General features: G+C 71.8%; 20 protein-coding genes. All 20 read left to right on the forward strand.

From position 1 onward, the window contains the following. Positions 1-170: 170 nt before the first annotated feature. On the forward strand, positions 171-839 hold the full coding sequence (locus HZS56_RS14370; RefSeq protein ID WP_216721103.1) for a flavodoxin family protein: 669 nt from the start codon (positions 171-173) through the stop codon (positions 837-839). Positions 840-881: 42 nt separating this feature from the next. Further along, positions 882-1,997, forward strand: coding sequence for a Gfo/Idh/MocA family protein (locus tag HZS56_RS14375; protein WP_216721104.1), 1,116 nt, complete (start codon positions 882-884; stop codon positions 1,995-1,997). Beyond that, entirely contained in the window at positions 1,994-2,338 is a 345-nt protein-coding gene (locus HZS56_RS14380; protein WP_308408074.1) for an antibiotic biosynthesis monooxygenase family protein, read from the forward strand. Before HZS56_RS14375 ends, HZS56_RS14380 begins: the two co-directional genes overlap by 4 nt. Further along, positions 2,335-3,546: an FAD-dependent oxidoreductase gene (locus HZS56_RS14385; protein WP_216721105.1), complete on the forward strand. Its 1,212-nt coding sequence runs from the start codon at positions 2,335-2,337 to the stop codon at positions 3,544-3,546. The genes HZS56_RS14380 and HZS56_RS14385 overlap by 4 nt, the downstream gene beginning before the upstream one ends. Then, a complete protein-coding gene (locus HZS56_RS14390; RefSeq protein WP_216721106.1) occupies positions 3,546-4,277 on the forward strand; it encodes a SchA/CurD-like domain-containing protein in 732 nt (243 codons plus the stop codon). Before HZS56_RS14385 ends, HZS56_RS14390 begins: the two co-directional genes overlap by 1 nt. After that, positions 4,274-5,158, forward strand: a complete 885-nt coding sequence (locus HZS56_RS14395; protein ID WP_216721107.1) for an NAD(P)-dependent oxidoreductase — start codon at positions 4,274-4,276, stop codon at positions 5,156-5,158. The genes HZS56_RS14390 and HZS56_RS14395 overlap by 4 nt, the downstream gene beginning before the upstream one ends. Next, a complete protein-coding gene (locus HZS56_RS14400; RefSeq protein WP_216721108.1) occupies positions 5,155-6,150 on the forward strand; it encodes an amidohydrolase family protein in 996 nt (331 codons plus the stop codon). The genes HZS56_RS14395 and HZS56_RS14400 overlap by 4 nt, the downstream gene beginning before the upstream one ends. Positions 6,151-6,196: 46 nt before the next feature. Then, positions 6,197-6,592, forward strand: coding sequence for a cupin domain-containing protein (locus HZS56_RS14405; protein ID WP_308408075.1), 396 nt, complete (start codon positions 6,197-6,199; stop codon positions 6,590-6,592). Beyond that, the gene (locus HZS56_RS14410) at positions 6,589-7,851 is read left to right on the forward strand and encodes a beta-ketoacyl-[acyl-carrier-protein] synthase family protein (RefSeq protein WP_216721109.1); all 1,263 of its coding nucleotides are present in this window, start codon (positions 6,589-6,591) and stop codon (positions 7,849-7,851) included. The genes HZS56_RS14405 and HZS56_RS14410 overlap by 4 nt, the downstream gene beginning before the upstream one ends. After that, the gene (locus tag HZS56_RS14415) at positions 7,848-9,092 is read left to right on the forward strand and encodes a beta-ketoacyl synthase N-terminal-like domain-containing protein (protein WP_216721110.1); all 1,245 of its coding nucleotides are present in this window, start codon (positions 7,848-7,850) and stop codon (positions 9,090-9,092) included. The genes HZS56_RS14410 and HZS56_RS14415 overlap by 4 nt, the downstream gene beginning before the upstream one ends. Positions 9,093-9,135: 43 nt before the next feature. Next, positions 9,136-9,396 carry an acyl carrier protein gene (locus HZS56_RS14420; RefSeq protein WP_216721111.1) on the forward strand — a complete coding sequence of 87 codons (261 nt, stop codon included), beginning with the start codon at positions 9,136-9,138 and terminating at the stop codon, positions 9,394-9,396. A 1-nt stretch (position 9,397) separates the two neighbouring features. Further along, entirely contained in the window at positions 9,398-9,880 is a 483-nt protein-coding gene (locus tag HZS56_RS14425; RefSeq protein ID WP_216721112.1) for an SRPBCC family protein, read from the forward strand. Further along, positions 9,877-11,076: an acyl-CoA dehydrogenase family protein gene (locus tag HZS56_RS14430; protein ID WP_216721113.1), complete on the forward strand. Its 1,200-nt coding sequence runs from the start codon at positions 9,877-9,879 to the stop codon at positions 11,074-11,076. The genes HZS56_RS14425 and HZS56_RS14430 overlap by 4 nt, the downstream gene beginning before the upstream one ends. Positions 11,077-11,120: 44 nt before the next feature. Continuing rightward, on the forward strand, positions 11,121-12,251 hold the full coding sequence (locus tag HZS56_RS14435) for an acyl-CoA dehydrogenase family protein (protein WP_216721114.1): 1,131 nt from the start codon (positions 11,121-11,123) through the stop codon (positions 12,249-12,251). Positions 12,252-12,297: 46 nt separating this feature from the next. Further along, positions 12,298-12,627 (forward strand): TcmI family type II polyketide cyclase, encoded by a 330-nt coding sequence (locus HZS56_RS14440; RefSeq protein ID WP_216721115.1) that lies wholly within the window; start codon positions 12,298-12,300, stop codon positions 12,625-12,627. Continuing rightward, positions 12,620-12,835, forward strand: a complete 216-nt coding sequence (locus HZS56_RS14445; protein WP_216721116.1) for a hypothetical protein — start codon at positions 12,620-12,622, stop codon at positions 12,833-12,835. Before HZS56_RS14440 ends, HZS56_RS14445 begins: the two co-directional genes overlap by 8 nt. An 83-nt stretch (positions 12,836-12,918) precedes the next feature. Then, entirely contained in the window at positions 12,919-13,923 is a 1,005-nt protein-coding gene (locus HZS56_RS14450; protein WP_216721117.1) for a methyltransferase, read from the forward strand. Continuing rightward, complete coding sequence (gene metK / locus HZS56_RS14455; protein ID WP_216721118.1) at positions 13,920-15,182, forward strand: methionine adenosyltransferase; 1,263 nt, start codon at positions 13,920-13,922, stop codon at positions 15,180-15,182. The genes HZS56_RS14450 and metK overlap by 4 nt, the downstream gene beginning before the upstream one ends. Position 15,183: 1 nt before the next feature. Next, entirely contained in the window at positions 15,184-16,167 is a 984-nt protein-coding gene (locus tag HZS56_RS14460) for a carbohydrate kinase family protein (protein ID WP_216721119.1), read from the forward strand. Then, positions 16,164-17,467: homocysteine S-methyltransferase family protein (locus HZS56_RS14465; protein WP_216721120.1), on the forward strand; the 1,304-nt coding region annotated here is incomplete at its 3' end. The genes HZS56_RS14460 and HZS56_RS14465, both read left to right, overlap by 4 nt.

The raw sequence follows: 17,467 nt of genomic DNA on the forward strand, positions 1-17,467 counted from the left end.
TCCCGCCCAGGAGGGACGCGACTGCACTGGGTGACCATGTCGGGGGCACGGCGTGACGGACATTGTGACGGTACTGCTCTGACGCCCCCCGCACCCCCTCCCCTGGACGATGGCTCATGAAGGGCGGCCGCGGAGCCGCCCCACGCAGGGGAGAGGAAGGGCAGCAGGACATGCAACCCCGAATCGCCATCATCTACTTCAGTTCCAGCGGGGTGATCTCTCAGGTCGCCGAGCACCTGGCGGAAGGGGCCACGGCACGGAACGCGGAAGTCCGCGTACGGGCCCTGGGCGCGAAGAGCGAGTCCCCCGGCCCTGATTCCACTCCGGCGCCCGCCGGGCCGGCCGAGCCGACGCTCGACGACCTCGACTGGGCCGACGGACTGCTGTTCGGCACACCGACCTGGTTCGGCAACATGGCGGCCCCGCTGAAGGCGTTCCTGGACACCACGAGTCCGCTGGCGCTGCACGGCCGGCTCGCGGACAAGCCCGTCACCGGCTTCACCAGCGCCTCACTTCCCAACGGCGGCCAGGAGGCCGCGCTGCTCGCGCTGTACCACACGATGTTCCACTGGGGCTCGCTGATCGTCCCCACCGGATACACCCATCCCGTACTGCGCAGGATCGGCGGCAACCCGTACGGCCTGTCCCTGACGGCACCGGACTCGGGCCGGCTGACCGCGGACCAGATCGAGGCGGCACGTTTCGTGGGCGCCAGGATCACCCGGATGACCAGGCAGTACGCCGCTGCCGACCTCCCGCCCGTGCACGGCCTTTGGACGTCCGGCACATCAGCGAGTTCCGCGGCGAGCCTCACCGCCGCGAACTCACGACGCGGGTGAAACCCCCCGAGCTCCCACCCATCACAGAGGCGAGAGGCTCCGATGAACGCGAGAATACGAGTAGCAGTGGTCGGCGCGGGATGGGCCGGCGGACTGCACATGGAAGGCTTCCGGCGCGCGGGCGCCGAACTGGCCGGTGTCTTCAGCCGCACCCGGAGCCGGGCCGAGGACCTCGCCGCCCGGTACGAAGTGCCCGTGGTCGCCGACAGCCTCACCGGGCTCCTGCGCGAGGCGCGCCCCGACGTGGTGACCATCGCCTCGCCGCCGCCGGCCCACCACCAGCAGGTCCTGGAAGCCGTGGAGGCGGGCTGCCACGTGCTGTGCGACAAGCCCGTCGCGATGACGGCCGCCGAGGCGCAGGACATGCTCGCGGCCGCCACCAAGCAGGGCGTCCAGCACGCCACCGGCTTCATCTGGCGCGGCGATCCCGGGCTGTCGCGGATGCGGGACCTGCTGCGCGCCGGACGCGTCGGCCGGGTGCGCGAGGTCCACAGCACCTGCGCTCTGGGCGCACCCCGCATGGCCATGAACTGGATCTACGACGAGGCGGCCGGCGGCGGCGGGCTCATGCAGCACGGCACCCATGTGATCGACCGTCTGCGCTGGCTGCTGGAGGCGGAGTTCACGGCGCTGAGCGGACGGCTGCTGCACGATGTGCGGACCGCCCCGGTGGGCCCCGCCTTCCACAACACGCTGGACGCGTTCGCCTGGGCCCGGGACAACCAGGGGCGCGAACTCGGCACGATGCCGACCGCTCCGGTCACCGCCGACGTGGGCTACGACATCCTCGCCGAGCTGAGCACCGGGGTGCGGGCGCGCCTGTGGGAGTCCACCCACCTCACCGGGCCCGCGGAGGAGGAGATCACGGTCACCGGCGACGCGGGCGCCCTGACCTGGAGCGGCGCGGACGGACTGACGTTCCGGCCGGTGGGCGGGGCACCCGAACCCCTCACCGTGGACGGGATGTCCGGCTCCGGTTCCGGCACACGCCACGAAGTGGGTCTGCAGCGGTGGGAGAGGCTGACCACCTCCTTCCTGGCGGCCGTGCGCACCGGCACCCCGCAGAACCATCCGACGCTTGAGGACGGCTGGCAGGTCGCCCGCATCGTCGACGCCGTCAGGCGCAGCCATACGACCCGACGCTGGGAGGAAGTGTGAGCGAGCAGGCCCCCACCGTGCCGAGCGGACACCTGCGGGTGATGTTCTTCCTGACCGTCGAGGAAGAGGCGCAGAGCCGCTTCCTCGCCGCCTACGACCGCATCTGCGCCGATGTGGCCGACGTCCCCGGACATCTCATGGACCAGGTGTGCCAGTCGCTCACCGAGCCCCGTGAATGGGTCATCACGAGCGAGTGGCGCACCGCCGAGGACTTCCTTGCCTGGGAGTCGGGCGAGGGACACCGCGAACTGGCGATGCCGCTCGTCGCGGAGACCACGAGCCGCCGCTCCCTGCGCTACACCGTGCGGCGCGAGACGCGCCGGAAGGCGGGCGTCCGATGAGCGGCCAGGGGCGGGTCCTGGTCGCCGGCGCCGGCATCGCGGGCCTCGCCACCGCCATCGCGCTCCGGGACGCCGGCTTCGACGTGACCGTGTTCGAGCGCGCCGCCGACCCCCTGGGCGCCGCCGGCTCCGCACTCGGTCTGCATCCGGCCGCGGTTCTGGCCCTGCGGTCCCTCGGCGTCGACGGCCCGGTCGTCGAGGGCGGCGCCGAAGTCGATCGCTGGGAACTGCAGGACTGGGGCGGCCGGCGCATCGGGGGGTGGCCGCAGACCAAGGTCTCCGAGGCCTTCGGAGCACCGAGCATCACCGTGCCGCGCGCCCTCCTGCATCAGGCCCTCCACGCCGCTTTCCCCGAAGGGCAACTGCGCCGCGGGACCACCGTGGCCGGGTACCGGGAGACCGGCGACGGTGTCGAGCTCCTGCTCGCCGACGGGACCCGCCAGAGCGGCCACCTGCTCATCGGCGCCGACGGACTGCGCTCAGCGGTCCGCCGCCAGATGCACGGCGACACCCCGCTGCGCCCGGCAGGCTTCACGGCCTGGAGAGCGGTCGGCGACAAGGTCGTCGGGAGCGATCCCGTCCCGACGGCTCGCCAGGTGCTGGGTGCCGGGGCCACCTTCGGATCCTGGCCGCTGCCGGGCGGACGCACCTACTGGGTCGCGACGCTGGCCGACGAGGAGCAGGAAGCGGCGGGCCTCACCCGCCCTCCGGATTCGCCGCACACGCCCGAGGAGCACGCCCGTCTCGCGGACGCCTTCCGGACGGCACCGTCACCGGCCGCCGGGCTGATCGAGGCGACCACGCCGGACCGGGTCGTCCGCACCCCGATCCTCGACCGGCCGCCCCAGGCGGGCTGGTCCACCGCACGCACCCTGCTCGTGGGGGACGCGGCCCATCCCATGGTGCCCACCACCGGTCAGGGCGGCGGCCAGGCCCTTCTGGACTCCGTCGCCGTCGGGAACGTCCTGCGCGGCGCCGACCTGCGGGACCACCACGGCCTTGCCGTGCGCCTGCACCAGTTCGAGGAGCAGCGCTTCCCGGTGACCGCCAAAGTCGCCCAGGCCGCATGGCACCAGGGACGCATCCACCACGAACGGGACCCCGAACAGGTCGCCCTGCGCGACCGCCGTTTGCACGCCACCACCGAGGCCGAATGGCTCAGCCGACTGGGTCTGGGCCCGGCATCCACCGCCGCCAGGAGCGCCTGATGAAGCGTTACGCACTCACCTTCACCGTGAAACCGGGGAGCGAACCCGATGTGGCCCGCATCCTGTCCGGCTACGGCCGCCCGGCCGCGGGACGCGGCCCCGGCGGCCCCCCGCTGCTGCGCCGCACCTCGGTGTTCCTCGCCGGGAACCGGGTGATCCGGGTGGTCGACGTCGACGGCAGGCTCAGCGACGTCATGGCGCACCTCGGGAACCAGCCCATGATCAAGGCGGTCGAGGAAGCGCTCGACCCGCACCTGGAAGAGGCCCGGGACCTGTCCGGGCCCGACGGGGTCCGCAGCTTCCTGCACCGCTGCCTTCTCCCGGTCGTCCATGACCGGAACACCCCCGGCCACCTGCTGCCCGACGGACCGGACGGGCACCCCGGCAACCGCGTCGGCCTGCTCTACCCGGCTCGCGCCGGGCGGGGCGGCGATCTCGCCCGGCTCCTCGCCGGCACACGGGTCCTGCGTCCGGACGCGTCGACCACCCTGGCCCGCACCACGATCTTCCGGCGCGGCGACCTGGTTCTGCGCCTGGCCGAGGTGCAGGGCGACACGGACGAGGCCCTCGACCGGATCGCCGAGGCCGCTGCCCGCCCCGGCGCCGCGGACAAGCTGGCCGGGCTGGTCGACGCCGACGAGAACCTCCACGACACGGCCGGCTTCCGGGCCTTCCTGGGACGGATCTCCGTACGCCTCCTCACGGACCGTCGTATCGGAGCACCGGCATGAGCGCCACCACCGCGGCGGTCGTCGGACTCGGCGTCATGGGAAGCGGCATCGCCCGCCGTCTCCTGGACCGAGGGGTCCGGCCGACCGTCTGGAACCGCTCCCCGGAACCGGCCGCGGCACTGGGGGAACTCGGTGCGACCGTGGCACGGACCCCCGCCGAGGCCGCCCGCAGCGCCGATGTCGTCCTGGTCTCCCTCGCGGACGGCGAGGCCACGGAGCAGGTGCTGCTGGGCCCCGACGGCATCCTCGCCGACGGCCCCGTCGAGGGCGTCCTCGCCTCGGCGAGCACCATCTCGCCGGACCTGCTGCGCGTCGTCCGCGAACGCACGCCCACCGTCCTCGACCTGGGGCTGCTCGGCAACGGACAGCATGCGAAGAGTGGTGAACTCCGGGTCTACGTCGGAGGATCGGACGAGGACCTGGCCCGTGCCCGGAGCATCCTCGACCTCGTCGCCAAGGAGATCGTGCACGTCGGCGGGCCGGGCGACGGCATGCGGCTGAAGCTGCTCATGAACACCCTGATGGGCATCCAGGTACAGGCCATGGCGGAGGCCACTGCCCTCGGCGAGTCCGTCGGGCTCCGGCGTCGGGCCGTCCTCGACGCCATCACGGCCAGCGGATTCGCCACCCCGGTCATGGGCTTCAAGGCCCGGCGGCTCGCCGCCGACCGCTACGACCAGCCCGACTTCCGGCTCCGGCTCATGGCCAAGGACCTCGGCCTGGCGATGTCCGAGGCGGACCGTACCGATCTCCGCCTGCCCCTCGTCACGAGCGCCCTGGCCACCCACGAGGAGGCCGTCCGCCGCGGCGACGGGGACCTGGACTGCGCCGCCATCGGCCGTACCGTCACCGCGCCGGGCGGGAAGGAGGCCCGGCCGTGACCATCGACGTGCACGGTCATCTCAGCCCGCCGGAGTCGTTGCGCAGGTTTCCCATGCCCCGCTCGCTCGGTGACGCCGAGGCGATGATCGAGACCAAGCTCGCCGCCGGGATCGACCTGACCGTCATCGGCAGCCCCGTGGGCGCCGGCGCCATGGTCCCCGTACCGGGGGTGGACAACTACGCGCAGACGGAGGAGGAACTGGCCCGGTTCCACGACTGGCTCGGTGAGCTGGTCGCCCGGTACCCGCACCACCTGCGTGCCTACGTGTACGTGAATCCCTTCGGGGGCGACGCCCACCTGGCGGCGGTCCGGGCCAGGCTGGAGGGGGGCGAGTTCGTCGGACTCATCGCCAACACCAGCGTCGCGGGCCGCTACCTCGACCATCCGGACGCCGCCGACTTCTTCGCCCTCGCGGCCGAGACGGAGGTCCCCGTGCTTCTGCACGCACCCGCGTCGCCCGCCGCGGGCACCGGGCTGGCGGACCTGATGACCGTGGAACAGCTCGGCCGGTTCGCCGACGTCACCATCGGTCTCGCCTGCTGCGTCCTCGGCGGCTGGCTGGAGCGTCATCCCGGCCTGCGGCTCATCGGCCAGGGCGCGGGCGGGGCACTGGCGCTGCTCGCGGAGAAGCTCGACCGGGCCTGGTCGCCGGAGCACTGGCGGCGGGACGGCGGTCCCGGCCCCGGCCCCGGCCCCGGGACCGCCACGCCTCCGCTCCCCCGGCCGCCCAGCAGCTACCTCGACCGCCTGTGGGTGGACACCGCGACCCCGAGCACCGCAGCCGTGGAACTCGCCCTGCGCGTCTTCGGCCGGGACAAGGTGCTCTACGGCACCGACTCCCCGCCTCTTCCCGGCGCTTCGGTCGACGCAGGACTCCGGCTCGTCGACGGCCTGGACATCTCCGAGACGGACAGACAGGCCGTCCGCGAGGGCAACGCCCGCGCGCTGTTCGGCGCGGGGCTGCCGCGCCCCGTCCCGGCCGGCGCCTGACCGCCGTGCCACCCACCTCATCCTTCCCGTCCCGCTTGGAGTATCCGTGACCACCAGCAGGCCCACCATCCGGATCGTCGGCATCGACGACGTACCCGCCAACCGCAGGCGCGGCGGCGACATGCGCACCCTGCTCAGCCCCGGCACGGTCGGTTCCACCTCGGGCTTCATGGGCGTGGCGATCCTCGAGCCCGGAGAGCTGGTGGTGGAGCACTACCACCCGTACTCCGAGGAGTTCCTGTACCTGACCGACGGCACGATCACCGTCGACCTCGACGACGTGCCCCACGAGGTGCGTGCCGGCCAGGGTCTCCTGGCCCCGATCGGCGTCCGCCACCGCGTCCGCAACACCGGCGACGTGGAGGCGCGGATCGTCTTCCACCTCGGTCCTCTCGCACCCGAGCCCGCGCTGGGCCACGTCGACACCGAGAGCTTGTCATGACCCGTCGCGCGACCGTGACCGGAGTCGGAGTCGTCGCCCCGGGGGCCACCGGCACGAAGGCGTTCTGGGACATGCTCTCCTCGGGCCGCACCGCCACCCGGGGGATCACCCTCTTCGACCCCGCGGGCTTCCGTTCCCGGATAGCCGCCGAGTGCGACTTCGACCCCGGGACCGTACTCACCCCGGAACAGACCTCACGCATGGACCGCTATGTGCAGTTCGGAGTCGCCGCGGCTCAGGAAGCACTCGCCGAGGCCGGTCTCGGCGTCGACGAGGAGCTGTCCTGGCGCACCGCCGTCTCGATGGGCAGCGCCGTCGGTGGCACGACCCAGCTGGAGGCCGAGTACGTCGAGGCCAGCGCCGGGGGCGCGGCCTGGACGATCGACCACCGGAAAGTGTCCCGCGACCTGTTCAGGGTGTTCTCGCCCGCCCCGCTGGCCGGGGAGGTCGCCGAATCCGTGGGCGCCCGGGGAGCCGTGCACACCGTGTCCACCGGCTGCACCTCCGGCCTCGACGCGATCGGCTACGGTCTGCGGCTCATCGAGGAGGGCAAGGCCGATGTCGTGATCGCCGGCGGAGCGGAATCACCCGTCTCGCCGATCACGGTGGCCTGCTTCGACGCCATCCGGGCCACCTCCACCCGCAACGACGACCCCGTCCACGCCTCCCGGCCCTTCGACCTCACCCGCGACGGGTTCGTGCTGGGCGAGGGGGCCGCCGTCCTGGTGCTGGAGGAGGCCGGACACGCCAGGCGACGAGGGGCACGCGCCCGCTGCCGGGTCAGCGGTTTCGCCACCCGGGGCAACGCCTACCACATGACCGGTCTGACCCGGGAGGGACTGGAGATGGCCGAGGCCATCGACCAGGCCCTGTGGCACGCCCGCGTGGACCCCTCCGACGTCGACTACGTCAACGCCCACGGTTCCGGCACCCAGCAGAACGACCGTCATGAGACCGCGGCCGTGAAGAGGGCGCTCGGCGCCCACGCCCACGACACCCTGGTCAGTTCCATCAAGTCGATGGTCGGTCATTCGCTCGGGGCCATCGGGGCCATCGAACTCGCCGCCTGCGTCCTGGCCATGGACCACTCCGTGGTGCCGCCGACCGCCAACCTGGAAGTCCCGGATCCCGACTGCGACCTCGACTACGTGCCGGTCCGGGCACGCGAGGCCCGGCTGCGCAACATCCTGTCGGTCGGCAGCGGCTTCGGCGGATTCCAGTCCGCCGTCGTTCTCACCCCGGGGGAGCACACGCCATGACCCGACGGACCGTCATCACCGGTATGGGAGTGATCGCTCCCTCCGGCACCGGCGTCGACGCGTTCTGGCGCTCCGCACTCGAGGGCCGTCGCTCCCTCGGCCGGCTCTCCCGATACCCCTGCGACGGCTACCCCCTCACGGTCGCGGGTGAGGTGCGCGACTACGACCCGGCCGACGACATCGACTCACGCATCACCGTACAGACCGACCGCTTCACCCAGTTCGCGCTCGCCGCCGCCGACTTCGCCCTGAAGGACGCCGAGTTGCGTCCCGACGAGCTGCCGGCCTACTCCTTCGGGGCGGTCACCGCCAGCGCCGCGGGCGGGGTCGAGTTCGGCCAGCGCGAGATCGAACGGCTGTGGAGCCGGGGGCCCGCGCACGTCGGCCCGTACCAGTCCATCGCCTGGTTCTACGCCGCGAGCACCGGGCAGCTGTCGATCCGGCACGGGCTCAAGGGGCCGTGCGGCGTCCTCGTCGCCGACGAGTCGGGCGGTCTGGACGCGATCGCGCACGCCGCCCGGGACATCCGCTACGGCACCACCGCCATGCTCGTGGGCGGGGCCGAGGCACCGTTCGCACCGTTCTCCATGGCCTGCCAGTACGGGCACGGACTGCTCAGCAGCGCGCAGGAACCGGACCACGCCTACCTGCCCTTCAGTACCGGGGCACGCGGCTTCGTCCCCGCGGAGGGGGGCGCCATGCTCGTACTGGAGGAGCTGGAGGAGCAGGAGGCACGCCCGGTCACCTCACGCACCACGACAGCCCGGCCCCAGGTGAGCGTCGCCGGCCACGGCACCACCCATACCGGCGCACTGCGCCACGAGGAGAGCGCCGAGGGACTCACGAAGGCGATTCTCGCCGCCCTCGACGAGGCGGAGTGCGCCCCGGGGGACATCGGCGTGGTCTTCGCCGACGGGCTCGGCGTGCCCGTTGCCGACCGTGCGGAGGCGGCCGCACTGCGGGAGGTCTTCGGCTCCGCCCTCGACTCCGTCCCCGTCACCGTTCCCAAGACCGGCTACGGGCGCGCCTACGCGGGAGCGGCCGCCCTGGACGTGACGCTCGCCGCGCTCACCCTGCGCCACGGACTCGTTCCGCCCACCCCGTACGCCGACGGCACCCACCTGGGTGTCGACCTGGTGACCGGTGCACCCCGCTCCACCTCGGCGGGCGCCGCGCTCGTCCTCGCCCGCGGTCTGTCGGGCGGCAACTCCGCACTGGTCCTGCGCACCGTCCCGGCCTGAGCCGGTTACGTCCGAACCCCCGCATCCACTCTGGAGGAGAAGCATGTCCGCATCCACGGCCCTCAGCCACGAGACGCTCGCCGAGGTGATCAGCCGGTGCGCCGGGGCCACTACCGACGCCGCCACGCTCCGGACCGCCCGGCCCACCTTCGCCGAGCTGGGAGTCGACTCCCTCGGCCTGCTCGGCATCGTCGCCGAACTGGAGCAGGTGCTCGGCATCCCGCTCGGCGCGGACGCCGAGCAGAGCACGTCCCCGGACGAGCTGCTCGGCACGGCCAACGCCCTTCTGCGATCGGCGGCCTGACATGCCTGGCAGCACCAGCAATTCCGTGATCGTCGCAGCGCCCCTCGACCTCGTCTGGGAGATGACCAACGACGTCGAGAACTGGCCGCAGTTGTTCAGCGAGTACGCGTCCGCCGACATCCTGGAGCGCGACGGCAACCGGGTGGTCTTCCGGCTGACCATGCACCCGGACGACCAGGGCCGGACGTGGAGCTGGGTCTCCCAGCGCGAGGCCGACCCCGCCACGCGCACCGTCAGGGCGCACCGCGTCGAGACGGGCAACTTCACCTACATGAACATCCACTGGGCCTACACCGAGGTGTCCGGCGGCGTCCGCATGGAGTGGACGCAGGACTTCGCGATGAAGCCCGAGGCACCGGTGGACGACGCCTGGATGACCGACAACATCAACCGCAACAGCGCCGTGCAGATGGACCGAATCCGCCGGCTCGTCGAGGCGCGCGCCGCGGAGAACGACGCCCGAGCCAAGGAGACGCGCTCATGACCAACGGCATCACCACCGCCCGGGGCGGAGCGGACGTCACCCTGCTGGAGGCCGCGCGCCGGATCGCGGCCGGCCTCCCGGCCCGTTCCCTCGACATCGAGTCGTCGGGCACACTCCCCGCCGACCTGGTCAAGGAGTTCACCCAGCACGACCTCTTCCGCCTCGCCATGCCGACGGCGCTCGGCGGCACCGGGGCCACGCCCCGCACCATCGTCGAGATCATCGAAGAGGTGTCCCGGGGGGACGGCGCGACCGGCTGGTCGCTGCTCATCGGGAACATCGGCAACGCGTTCCTCGCCTGGCTGGAACCCGAGGTCGCCCGACGCATCCTGGCCGACACCCCCGACATGATCGTGGCGGGCGGCCAGGCCCCGCTCGGCCAGGCCGTGCCCAAGGCGGACGGCACCGGGTACACCCTCACCGGGCGGTGGCCGTTCGGCAGCGGCAGTCTGCACGCCCACTGGTACATGGGCGGGTTCATCGTCATGGAGGGCGGCAGGCCCAGGACGAACGACTGGGGCGCCCCCGTCATGGGCGTGGCCTACTTCCCGGCGGACCAGGCCGAGATCGACGACACCTGGCACGTCGCCGGCCTCCAGGGCACCGGGAGTCACGACATCCTCGCGAAGGGCATCGACCTCCCGCTCGCCCACACTTCCGTCCCGTACTTCGACCGCGCCACGTACGACGACCCGCTCTACCGGCTCACGGCCTACAACCTTCTGCTCACCGTCATGGCGGGCTTCCCCCTCGGCGTCGCGCGCCGCGCGCTCGACGAGACCCGCAGCCGGCTCGCCGAGCGCGAGCTCCGCGGCAGCGGCAAGGCGTACCTCGAGGACCCGGCCGTCCAGGTGGCGATGCTGACCCACGAAACCGCTCTGGACGCGGCCCGCCGACACGTCCTGGACACCCTGGACGAGCTCCTGGACGCGCTCGCCCACGACGCGCTCGACTACGCGTCGCGGGCCCGGCTGGCCGCCTCGATCATCCACGCCTACGACGTCGGCCGGAACCTGGTGCAGGACCTGTTCCGGCTCGGGGGAACGGCTGCCGCACTCGACACCAACCCGCTCCAGCGCTGCATGCGTGATCTCGTCGCGGGGTCACAGCACGTGGCCTTCTCCTTCGACTCCCGCAAGCGCATCGCCAACGCCCGGCTCGGTCTGCAGACCGCTCCCGCGTTCTTCGGCGTGTGAAGGGCCCCATCCAGCCGCAATCGAGAACAAGTGAGGCAGAGACTATGTCCGTCACCACACTGGAGAGTTCACCGGTCGAGGAGGCAGTCCGCCTGGCGGCCACCCTGCCGGACCGGGCGTTGGAAGTGGAAGCCGGCCGGACCGTTCCGGCCGACCTGGTGGCTGAGCTGCGCGAGGCGGGCCTGTTCGGCCTCATGACGCCGGCCTCGCTCGGCGGGCTCGAGACCGACCCGCTCACGATCACCAGGGTGGTGGAGGAACTGACCCGGGGCGACGCCGCCACCGGATGGACCGTGCTGATCGGCCAGGGCGCCGGCTACCTGGCCTGGCTGGAGCCGAGCGCGGCCCAGGAGATCGTGAACAGCACCCCGTCCCCGCTGATCACCGGTTCGATGGCCCCCCTGGGAACGGCCGTCGACGCCGGCGCGGACGGCATACGGCTCACCGGCCGCTGGCCGTACACCAGTGGCTGCGGGCTCTCCGACCACCTCGTGGCCGGGTACCGCCCGGCCGAAGGGCCGCCGCGGTTCGCCCTGCTGCCCCGTGCCGCCGTCACCGTCCACGACACCTGGCGCGTCGCCGGGCTGCGTGGCACGGGAAGCCACGACATCGAGGCCACCGACGTACCGGTCCCGCACCGGTTCACCTTCGACCCGTACGGCCCGGCGCACGAGGAGGGCCCGCTGTACCGGCTTCCGTACATGAGCTATCTGCTGGTCGCGATGGCCGGGTTCCCGCTCGGCGCCGCCCGGCGCATCGTGGACGAATACCGCGGCATCGTCCTCGGCAAGCGCAACACCGAGCGGACACTGCTCGCGGAGACGCCCATCGTGCAGGCGGAGATCGCCCGTTGCGAGGCCACGGTCGGCGCGGCCCGCGCCTTCGTCCACGAGGCCGTCACCCAGGTGTGGGCGGAGACCCAGGACGGCGTCGCATCGCCGCGGTCACGCGCGCGGCTGACCGGCGCGGTCCAGCACGCCATGCGGGCCACTCTCGATGTCGCCGACTCCGCCATGCGCGCCTGTGGCGCGAGCCAGCTCTACGACCGGGCTCCCCTCCAGCGCTACTTCCGCGATGTCCAGACCGCCGCGCAGCACATCGCCTTCGGCCTGGAAGCACAGCGCCGCGTCGGCTCGGTCCTGCTCGACCAGGAGGTCCCCGACTTCCTCATCTGACCCGGCCCGGCAGTCCCCCGCCACCGAACCAGGAGGCAGAACCCAGATGCACCGCAGTCTGATCGTTGCCCGCATGCTCCCCGGAGCCGCCCCGGACATCGCCGACATCTTCGGACGCTCCGACCGCGACTCCGACCTGCCGCAGACCATCGGCGTCCGCTCGCGCAGCCTCTTCCAGTTCGGGGAGGTCTACCTCCACCTCGTGGAGGGCGACACACCCGTCGAGGAATCCGTCACCCGTTCCCGCAAGCACCCCGAGTTCCGACGCATCAGCGAGGAACTCGGCCCCTTCGTCTCGGCGTACGACCCCGAGACCTGGCGTGAGCCCAAGGACGCCATGGCCCGCGAGTTCTACCGCTGGGAACGCGATGCCTGAGCCGACGCACCCGGCCGCCGGGCGGCGAATGCACTACTCCCTGTGGGATCCGTTCGAGATCGGCTACCGGGTGCCGCCGAAGGCACCCGTCGCGTACCGGTTCTGGTCCGCCGCCGTTGCCGGCTTCCTGTACCTGGGGTGGTGGTACGGCATGGCCCAGCCGTACGCCCTGCTGCCCGACCGACCTCTTGAGAAAGGCACACGATGAGTGGCGACCCGCACCAGACCGGTCTTCCGGGGCAAGCGGTGTCCGACGGCCCCCCGGATGTCGTGGCTCTCGACCAACTGGTCGTGACCACGGCGCCGTGGGCCTTCCAGAGCCTGTACGTCGCGGCGAAACTCGGCCTCGCGGACGCACTCGAAGAGGGACCCAGGCCCAGCGACGACCTCGCCGAGGAGACCGGCGCGCATCCCGGCGCGCTCTACCGCTTCTGCCGCGCCCTGGCGGCCCTCGGAGTGCTGAACGAGTACCCCGACCGTGTATTCGGCACGACACCCGTGGGGGCCGCGCTGCGCTCCGACGCCCCGCGCGGCCTGCGCCACTTCATCATCGTCAACGGCGAGGAGAGCTTCCGCGCCTGGGCCGACGTGATGCACACCGTCCGCACCGGCGAGGCCGCCTTCGACCATGTCTACGGAATGTCGCACTTCGCCTACCTGGCACAGGAAGCGGGAGCCAGCACCTCCTTCAACGCCATGGCCAGGACGGGCGCGCCGACCCAGGCGGTCGACCGCTGCGACTTCGGAAAGGACCAGGTCGTCGCGGACGTCGGCGGCGGCGCCGGCGGACTCCTGGCCCACGTCCTGGAGCGGTACCCGCAGCTCAAGGGGATCCTCCTGGACACGCCCGAGGGTGTCGCCTCGGCTTCCGAACTCCTGGCCTCCCGCGGGGTGCTCGACCGGGCGGAGATCACGGGAGGGAGCTTCTTCGACTCCGTTCCCACCGGTGCCGACAGCTACATCCTGTCCCGCGTCATCCACGACTGGAACGACGAGGACGCGTTGCGGATCCTGCGCACCGTACGCCGGGCGATGCCGCCGGGCGCGCGGCTGATCCTGATCGACAAGGTCATCCCCGACGTCGCCGGATTCCACCCGGGCAAGTTCTCCGACCTGCAGATGCTGGTCGTGCTCGGCGGGCAGGAACGCACCCTCGACGAACTGACGGCGCTGCTGGACCGCGCCGGCTTCCGTCTCACGGACTCGCAGATGCCCGAGTTCGGACCGGAGGCGCCCTGGGCGGAGGCCCTGATCCAGGCGACAGCGGTCGCCCCCGACGAGAGGACCGAACGATGACCGGCGCACGACCTCACCGGAGCCAGGGGCTGCGCCTCTTCACCTCGGAGTCCGTCACCGCGGGCCACCCCGACAAGATCGCCGACCAGATCAGTGACACGATCCTCGACGCACTGCTGGCAGCCGACCCGAGCTCCCGCGTCGCCGTGGAGACCCTGATCACGACCGGGCTGGTCCATGTGGCCGGCGAGGTCACGACCAGGGCGTACGCCCCCATCGCGCGGCTCGTGCGCGAAAAGGTGCTGGAGATCGGCTACGACTCCTCGGCCAAGGGCTTCGACGGTGCCTCGTGCGGGGTGTCGGTCTCGATCGGCGCCCAGTCGCCGGACATCGCGCAGGGCGTGGACACGGCGTACGAGAAGCGCGTCGCGCCCCTGCCCCGGGACGCGGACGGCGGGCACGGCGGGGACGAGCTGGACCGGCAGGGCGCCGGCGACCAGGGCCTGATGTTCGGTTACGCGTGCGACGAGACACCGGAGCTGATGCCGCTCCCGATCCACCTCGCACACCGGCTCTCCCACCGTCTTTCGGAGGTGCGCGGGAACGGCACCCTCCCCTACCTGCGCCCTGACGGAAAGACCCAGGTCACCATCGAGTACGACGGGGACCGCGCCGTCCGCCTGGACACGGTCGTCGTCTCCTCCCAGCATGCTCCGGGCATCGATCTGGACTCCCTGCTCACGCCCGACGTCCGGACCTTCGTCGTCGAGCCCGTCCTCAAGGCACTCGTCGACGACGGCATCAAGCTGGAGTCCGACGGCTACCGGCTGCTGGTCAACCCGACCGGCCGCTTCGAGATCGGCGGCCCGATGGGCGACGCCGGCCTGACCGGACGCAAGATCATCATGGACACCTACGGCGGTTACTCCCGCCACGGCGGCGGTGCCTTCTCCGGGAAGGACCCCTCCAAGGTGGATCGGTCCGCGGCGTACGCGACGCGCTGGGTGGCCAAGAACCTCGTCGCCGCCGGGCTCGCGACCCGCTGCGAGGTCCAGGTCGCCTACGCGATCGGCAAGGCCGAGCCGGTCGGTCTCTTCGTGGAGGCGTTCGGCACGAACACCGTTCCCATGCCGCGGATCGAGGCCGCCATCGGCACGGTGTTCGACCTCCGTCCGGCCGCCATCATCCGCGACCTCGACCTGCTCAGGCCGATCTACGCACAGACCGCGGCGTACGGTCACTTCGGCCGTGCGCTGCCCGACTTCACCTGGGAGCGGACCGACCGCGTCGAGGCCCTGCGCAAGGCCGTGGGGGTCTGAGATGCGGACCGCCGTCACCGGCTCCATCGCCACGGACCATCTGACCGTGTTCCCGGGCCGTTTCACCGAACAACTCATCCCCGAGCAGTTGGACACCGTGTCCCTGTCCTTTCTCGTCGACGACCTGGAGGTACGTCGAGGAGGTGTCGCGGCGAACATCTCCTTCGGTCTGGGCGTGCTCGGTTGCGCCCCCGTGCTGGTGGGCGCGGCGGGCACCGACTTCGCGGAGTACGGCGCGTGGCTGCGCGAGCACGGCGTCGACACCACCGCAGTGACGGTGAGCCGGACGCGCCACACGGCCCGCTTCATGTGCACGACGGACGCGGACCAGAACCAGATCGCCGTCTTCTACGCGGGAGCGATGGCCGAGGCCCGCGACATCGCGCTTTCCGAGGTCGTGGCCCGTGTGGGCGGACTCGACCTGGTGGTGGTGGCCCCCGACGATCCCGAGGCCATGGCCCGGCACACCGCCGAGTGCCGACGGCTGGGTATCGCCAGGGCCGCTGACCCCTCACAGCAACTGGCCCGGCTCGGTGTCGAGGAGGCGAGGCACCTCGTCGACGGGGCACAGCTGTTGTTCACCAACGAGTACGAGGCCGCACTGCTCCAGGAACGTACGGGCTGGACGGAGCGGCAGGTCCTGGACCGTGTCGGCACCTGGATCGTCACCCGTGGTGGCTCCGGCACGTCCGTCAGGACGGCCAAGAGCCCGGTCCTCACGGTCCCCGCCGTGGCGGCGGGGCACGTCGCCGACCCGACGGGCGGCGGCGACGCCTTCCGGGCCGGCTACCTCGCCGGCCTGGGCCGCGGCCTGTCGCCGGAACGGTCGGCGCAGGTGGGCTGCGCCCTGGCGACCACTGTTCTGGAAACGGTCGGAACCCAGGAGTACAAGCTGGTGCCCACCGAGTTCTCGACCCGGATCGCGGACACGTACGGACCGGTGGCGGCGCAGGAGATCGCGGCGCGAGGGGTGGGCACGGGATGACCGGGACCCGTGTCTCCGCCCTTCGTGAGGCCCTCGCCTCCCGTGTGGTGGTCGCTGACGGTGCGATGGGCACCATGTTGCAGGCGCAGAACCCCACGCTGGACGATTTTCAGCAGTTGGAGGGGTGCAATGAGGTCCTGAATCTGACGCGCCCGGACATCGTCCGTTCGGTGCATGAGGAGTATTTCGCCGCCGGTGTCGACTGTGTGGGCACCAACACCTTCGGTGCCAACCATTCCGCCCTCGGTGAGTACGACATTCCCGAGCGCGTCCACGAGCTCTCCGAAGCCGGTGCCCGCGTCGCCCGGGAGACCGCCGACGCCTTCGCGGCGCGGGACGGACGGCAGCGGTGGGTGCTGGGGTCGATGGGTCCGGGTACGAAGCTGCCCACCCTCGGTCACGCCCCGTACACCACCCTGCGTGATGCCTACCAGCGCAATGCGGAGGGTCTGGTGGAGGGGGGTGCGGACGCGCTGCTGGTGGAGACGACCCAGGATCTGCTGCAGACCAAGGCTTCCGTGCTCGGTGCCCGGCGGGCGCTGGACGCTCTCGGCCTCGACCTGCCCGTCATCGTGTCCGTCACGGTCGAGACCACCGGGACCATGCTGCTCGGTTCGGAGATCGGTGCTGCGCTGACCGCGCTGGAGCCGCTCGGTATCGACATGATCGGCATGAACTGTGCCACGGGTCCGGCCGAGATGAGCGAGCACCTGCGCTACCTCGCCCGTCACTCCCGTATCCCGCTGACGTGTATGCCCAACGCGGGTCTGCCCGTGCTGGGCAAGGACGGCGCCCACTACCCGCTGACCGCGCCCGAGCTGGCCGACGCACACGAGACCTTCGTACGCGAGTACGGGCTGTCCCTGGTCGGCGGCTGCTGCGGCACCACGCCCGAGCACCTGCGCCAGGTCGTCGAGCGCGTCCGGGGCGCGGAGCCCATCGAGCGCCGGCCGCAGCCCGAGCCCGGCGCCGCCTCGCTCTACCAGAGCGTGCCCTTCCGGCAGGACACCTCCTACCTCGCCATCGGCGAGCGCACGAATGCCAACGGTTCGAGGAAGTTCCGCGAGGCCATGCTGGAAGGCCGCTGGGACGACTGCGTCGAGATGGCCCGCGACCAGATCCGTGAGGGCGCGCACATGCTCGACCTGTGCGTGGACTACGTCGGCCGGGACGGCGTCGCCGACATGGAGGAGCTGGCCGGACGGTTCGCCACCGCCTCCACCCTGCCGGTCGTGCTGGATTCCACCGAGGTCGACGTCATCCGTGCCGGACTGGAGAAGCTCGGTGGCCGCGCGGTCAT

The organism is Streptomyces mayonensis, assembly GCF_018982965.1.
Classification (GTDB): Bacteria; Actinomycetota; Actinomycetes; order Streptomycetales; family Streptomycetaceae; genus Streptomyces; species Streptomyces mayonensis.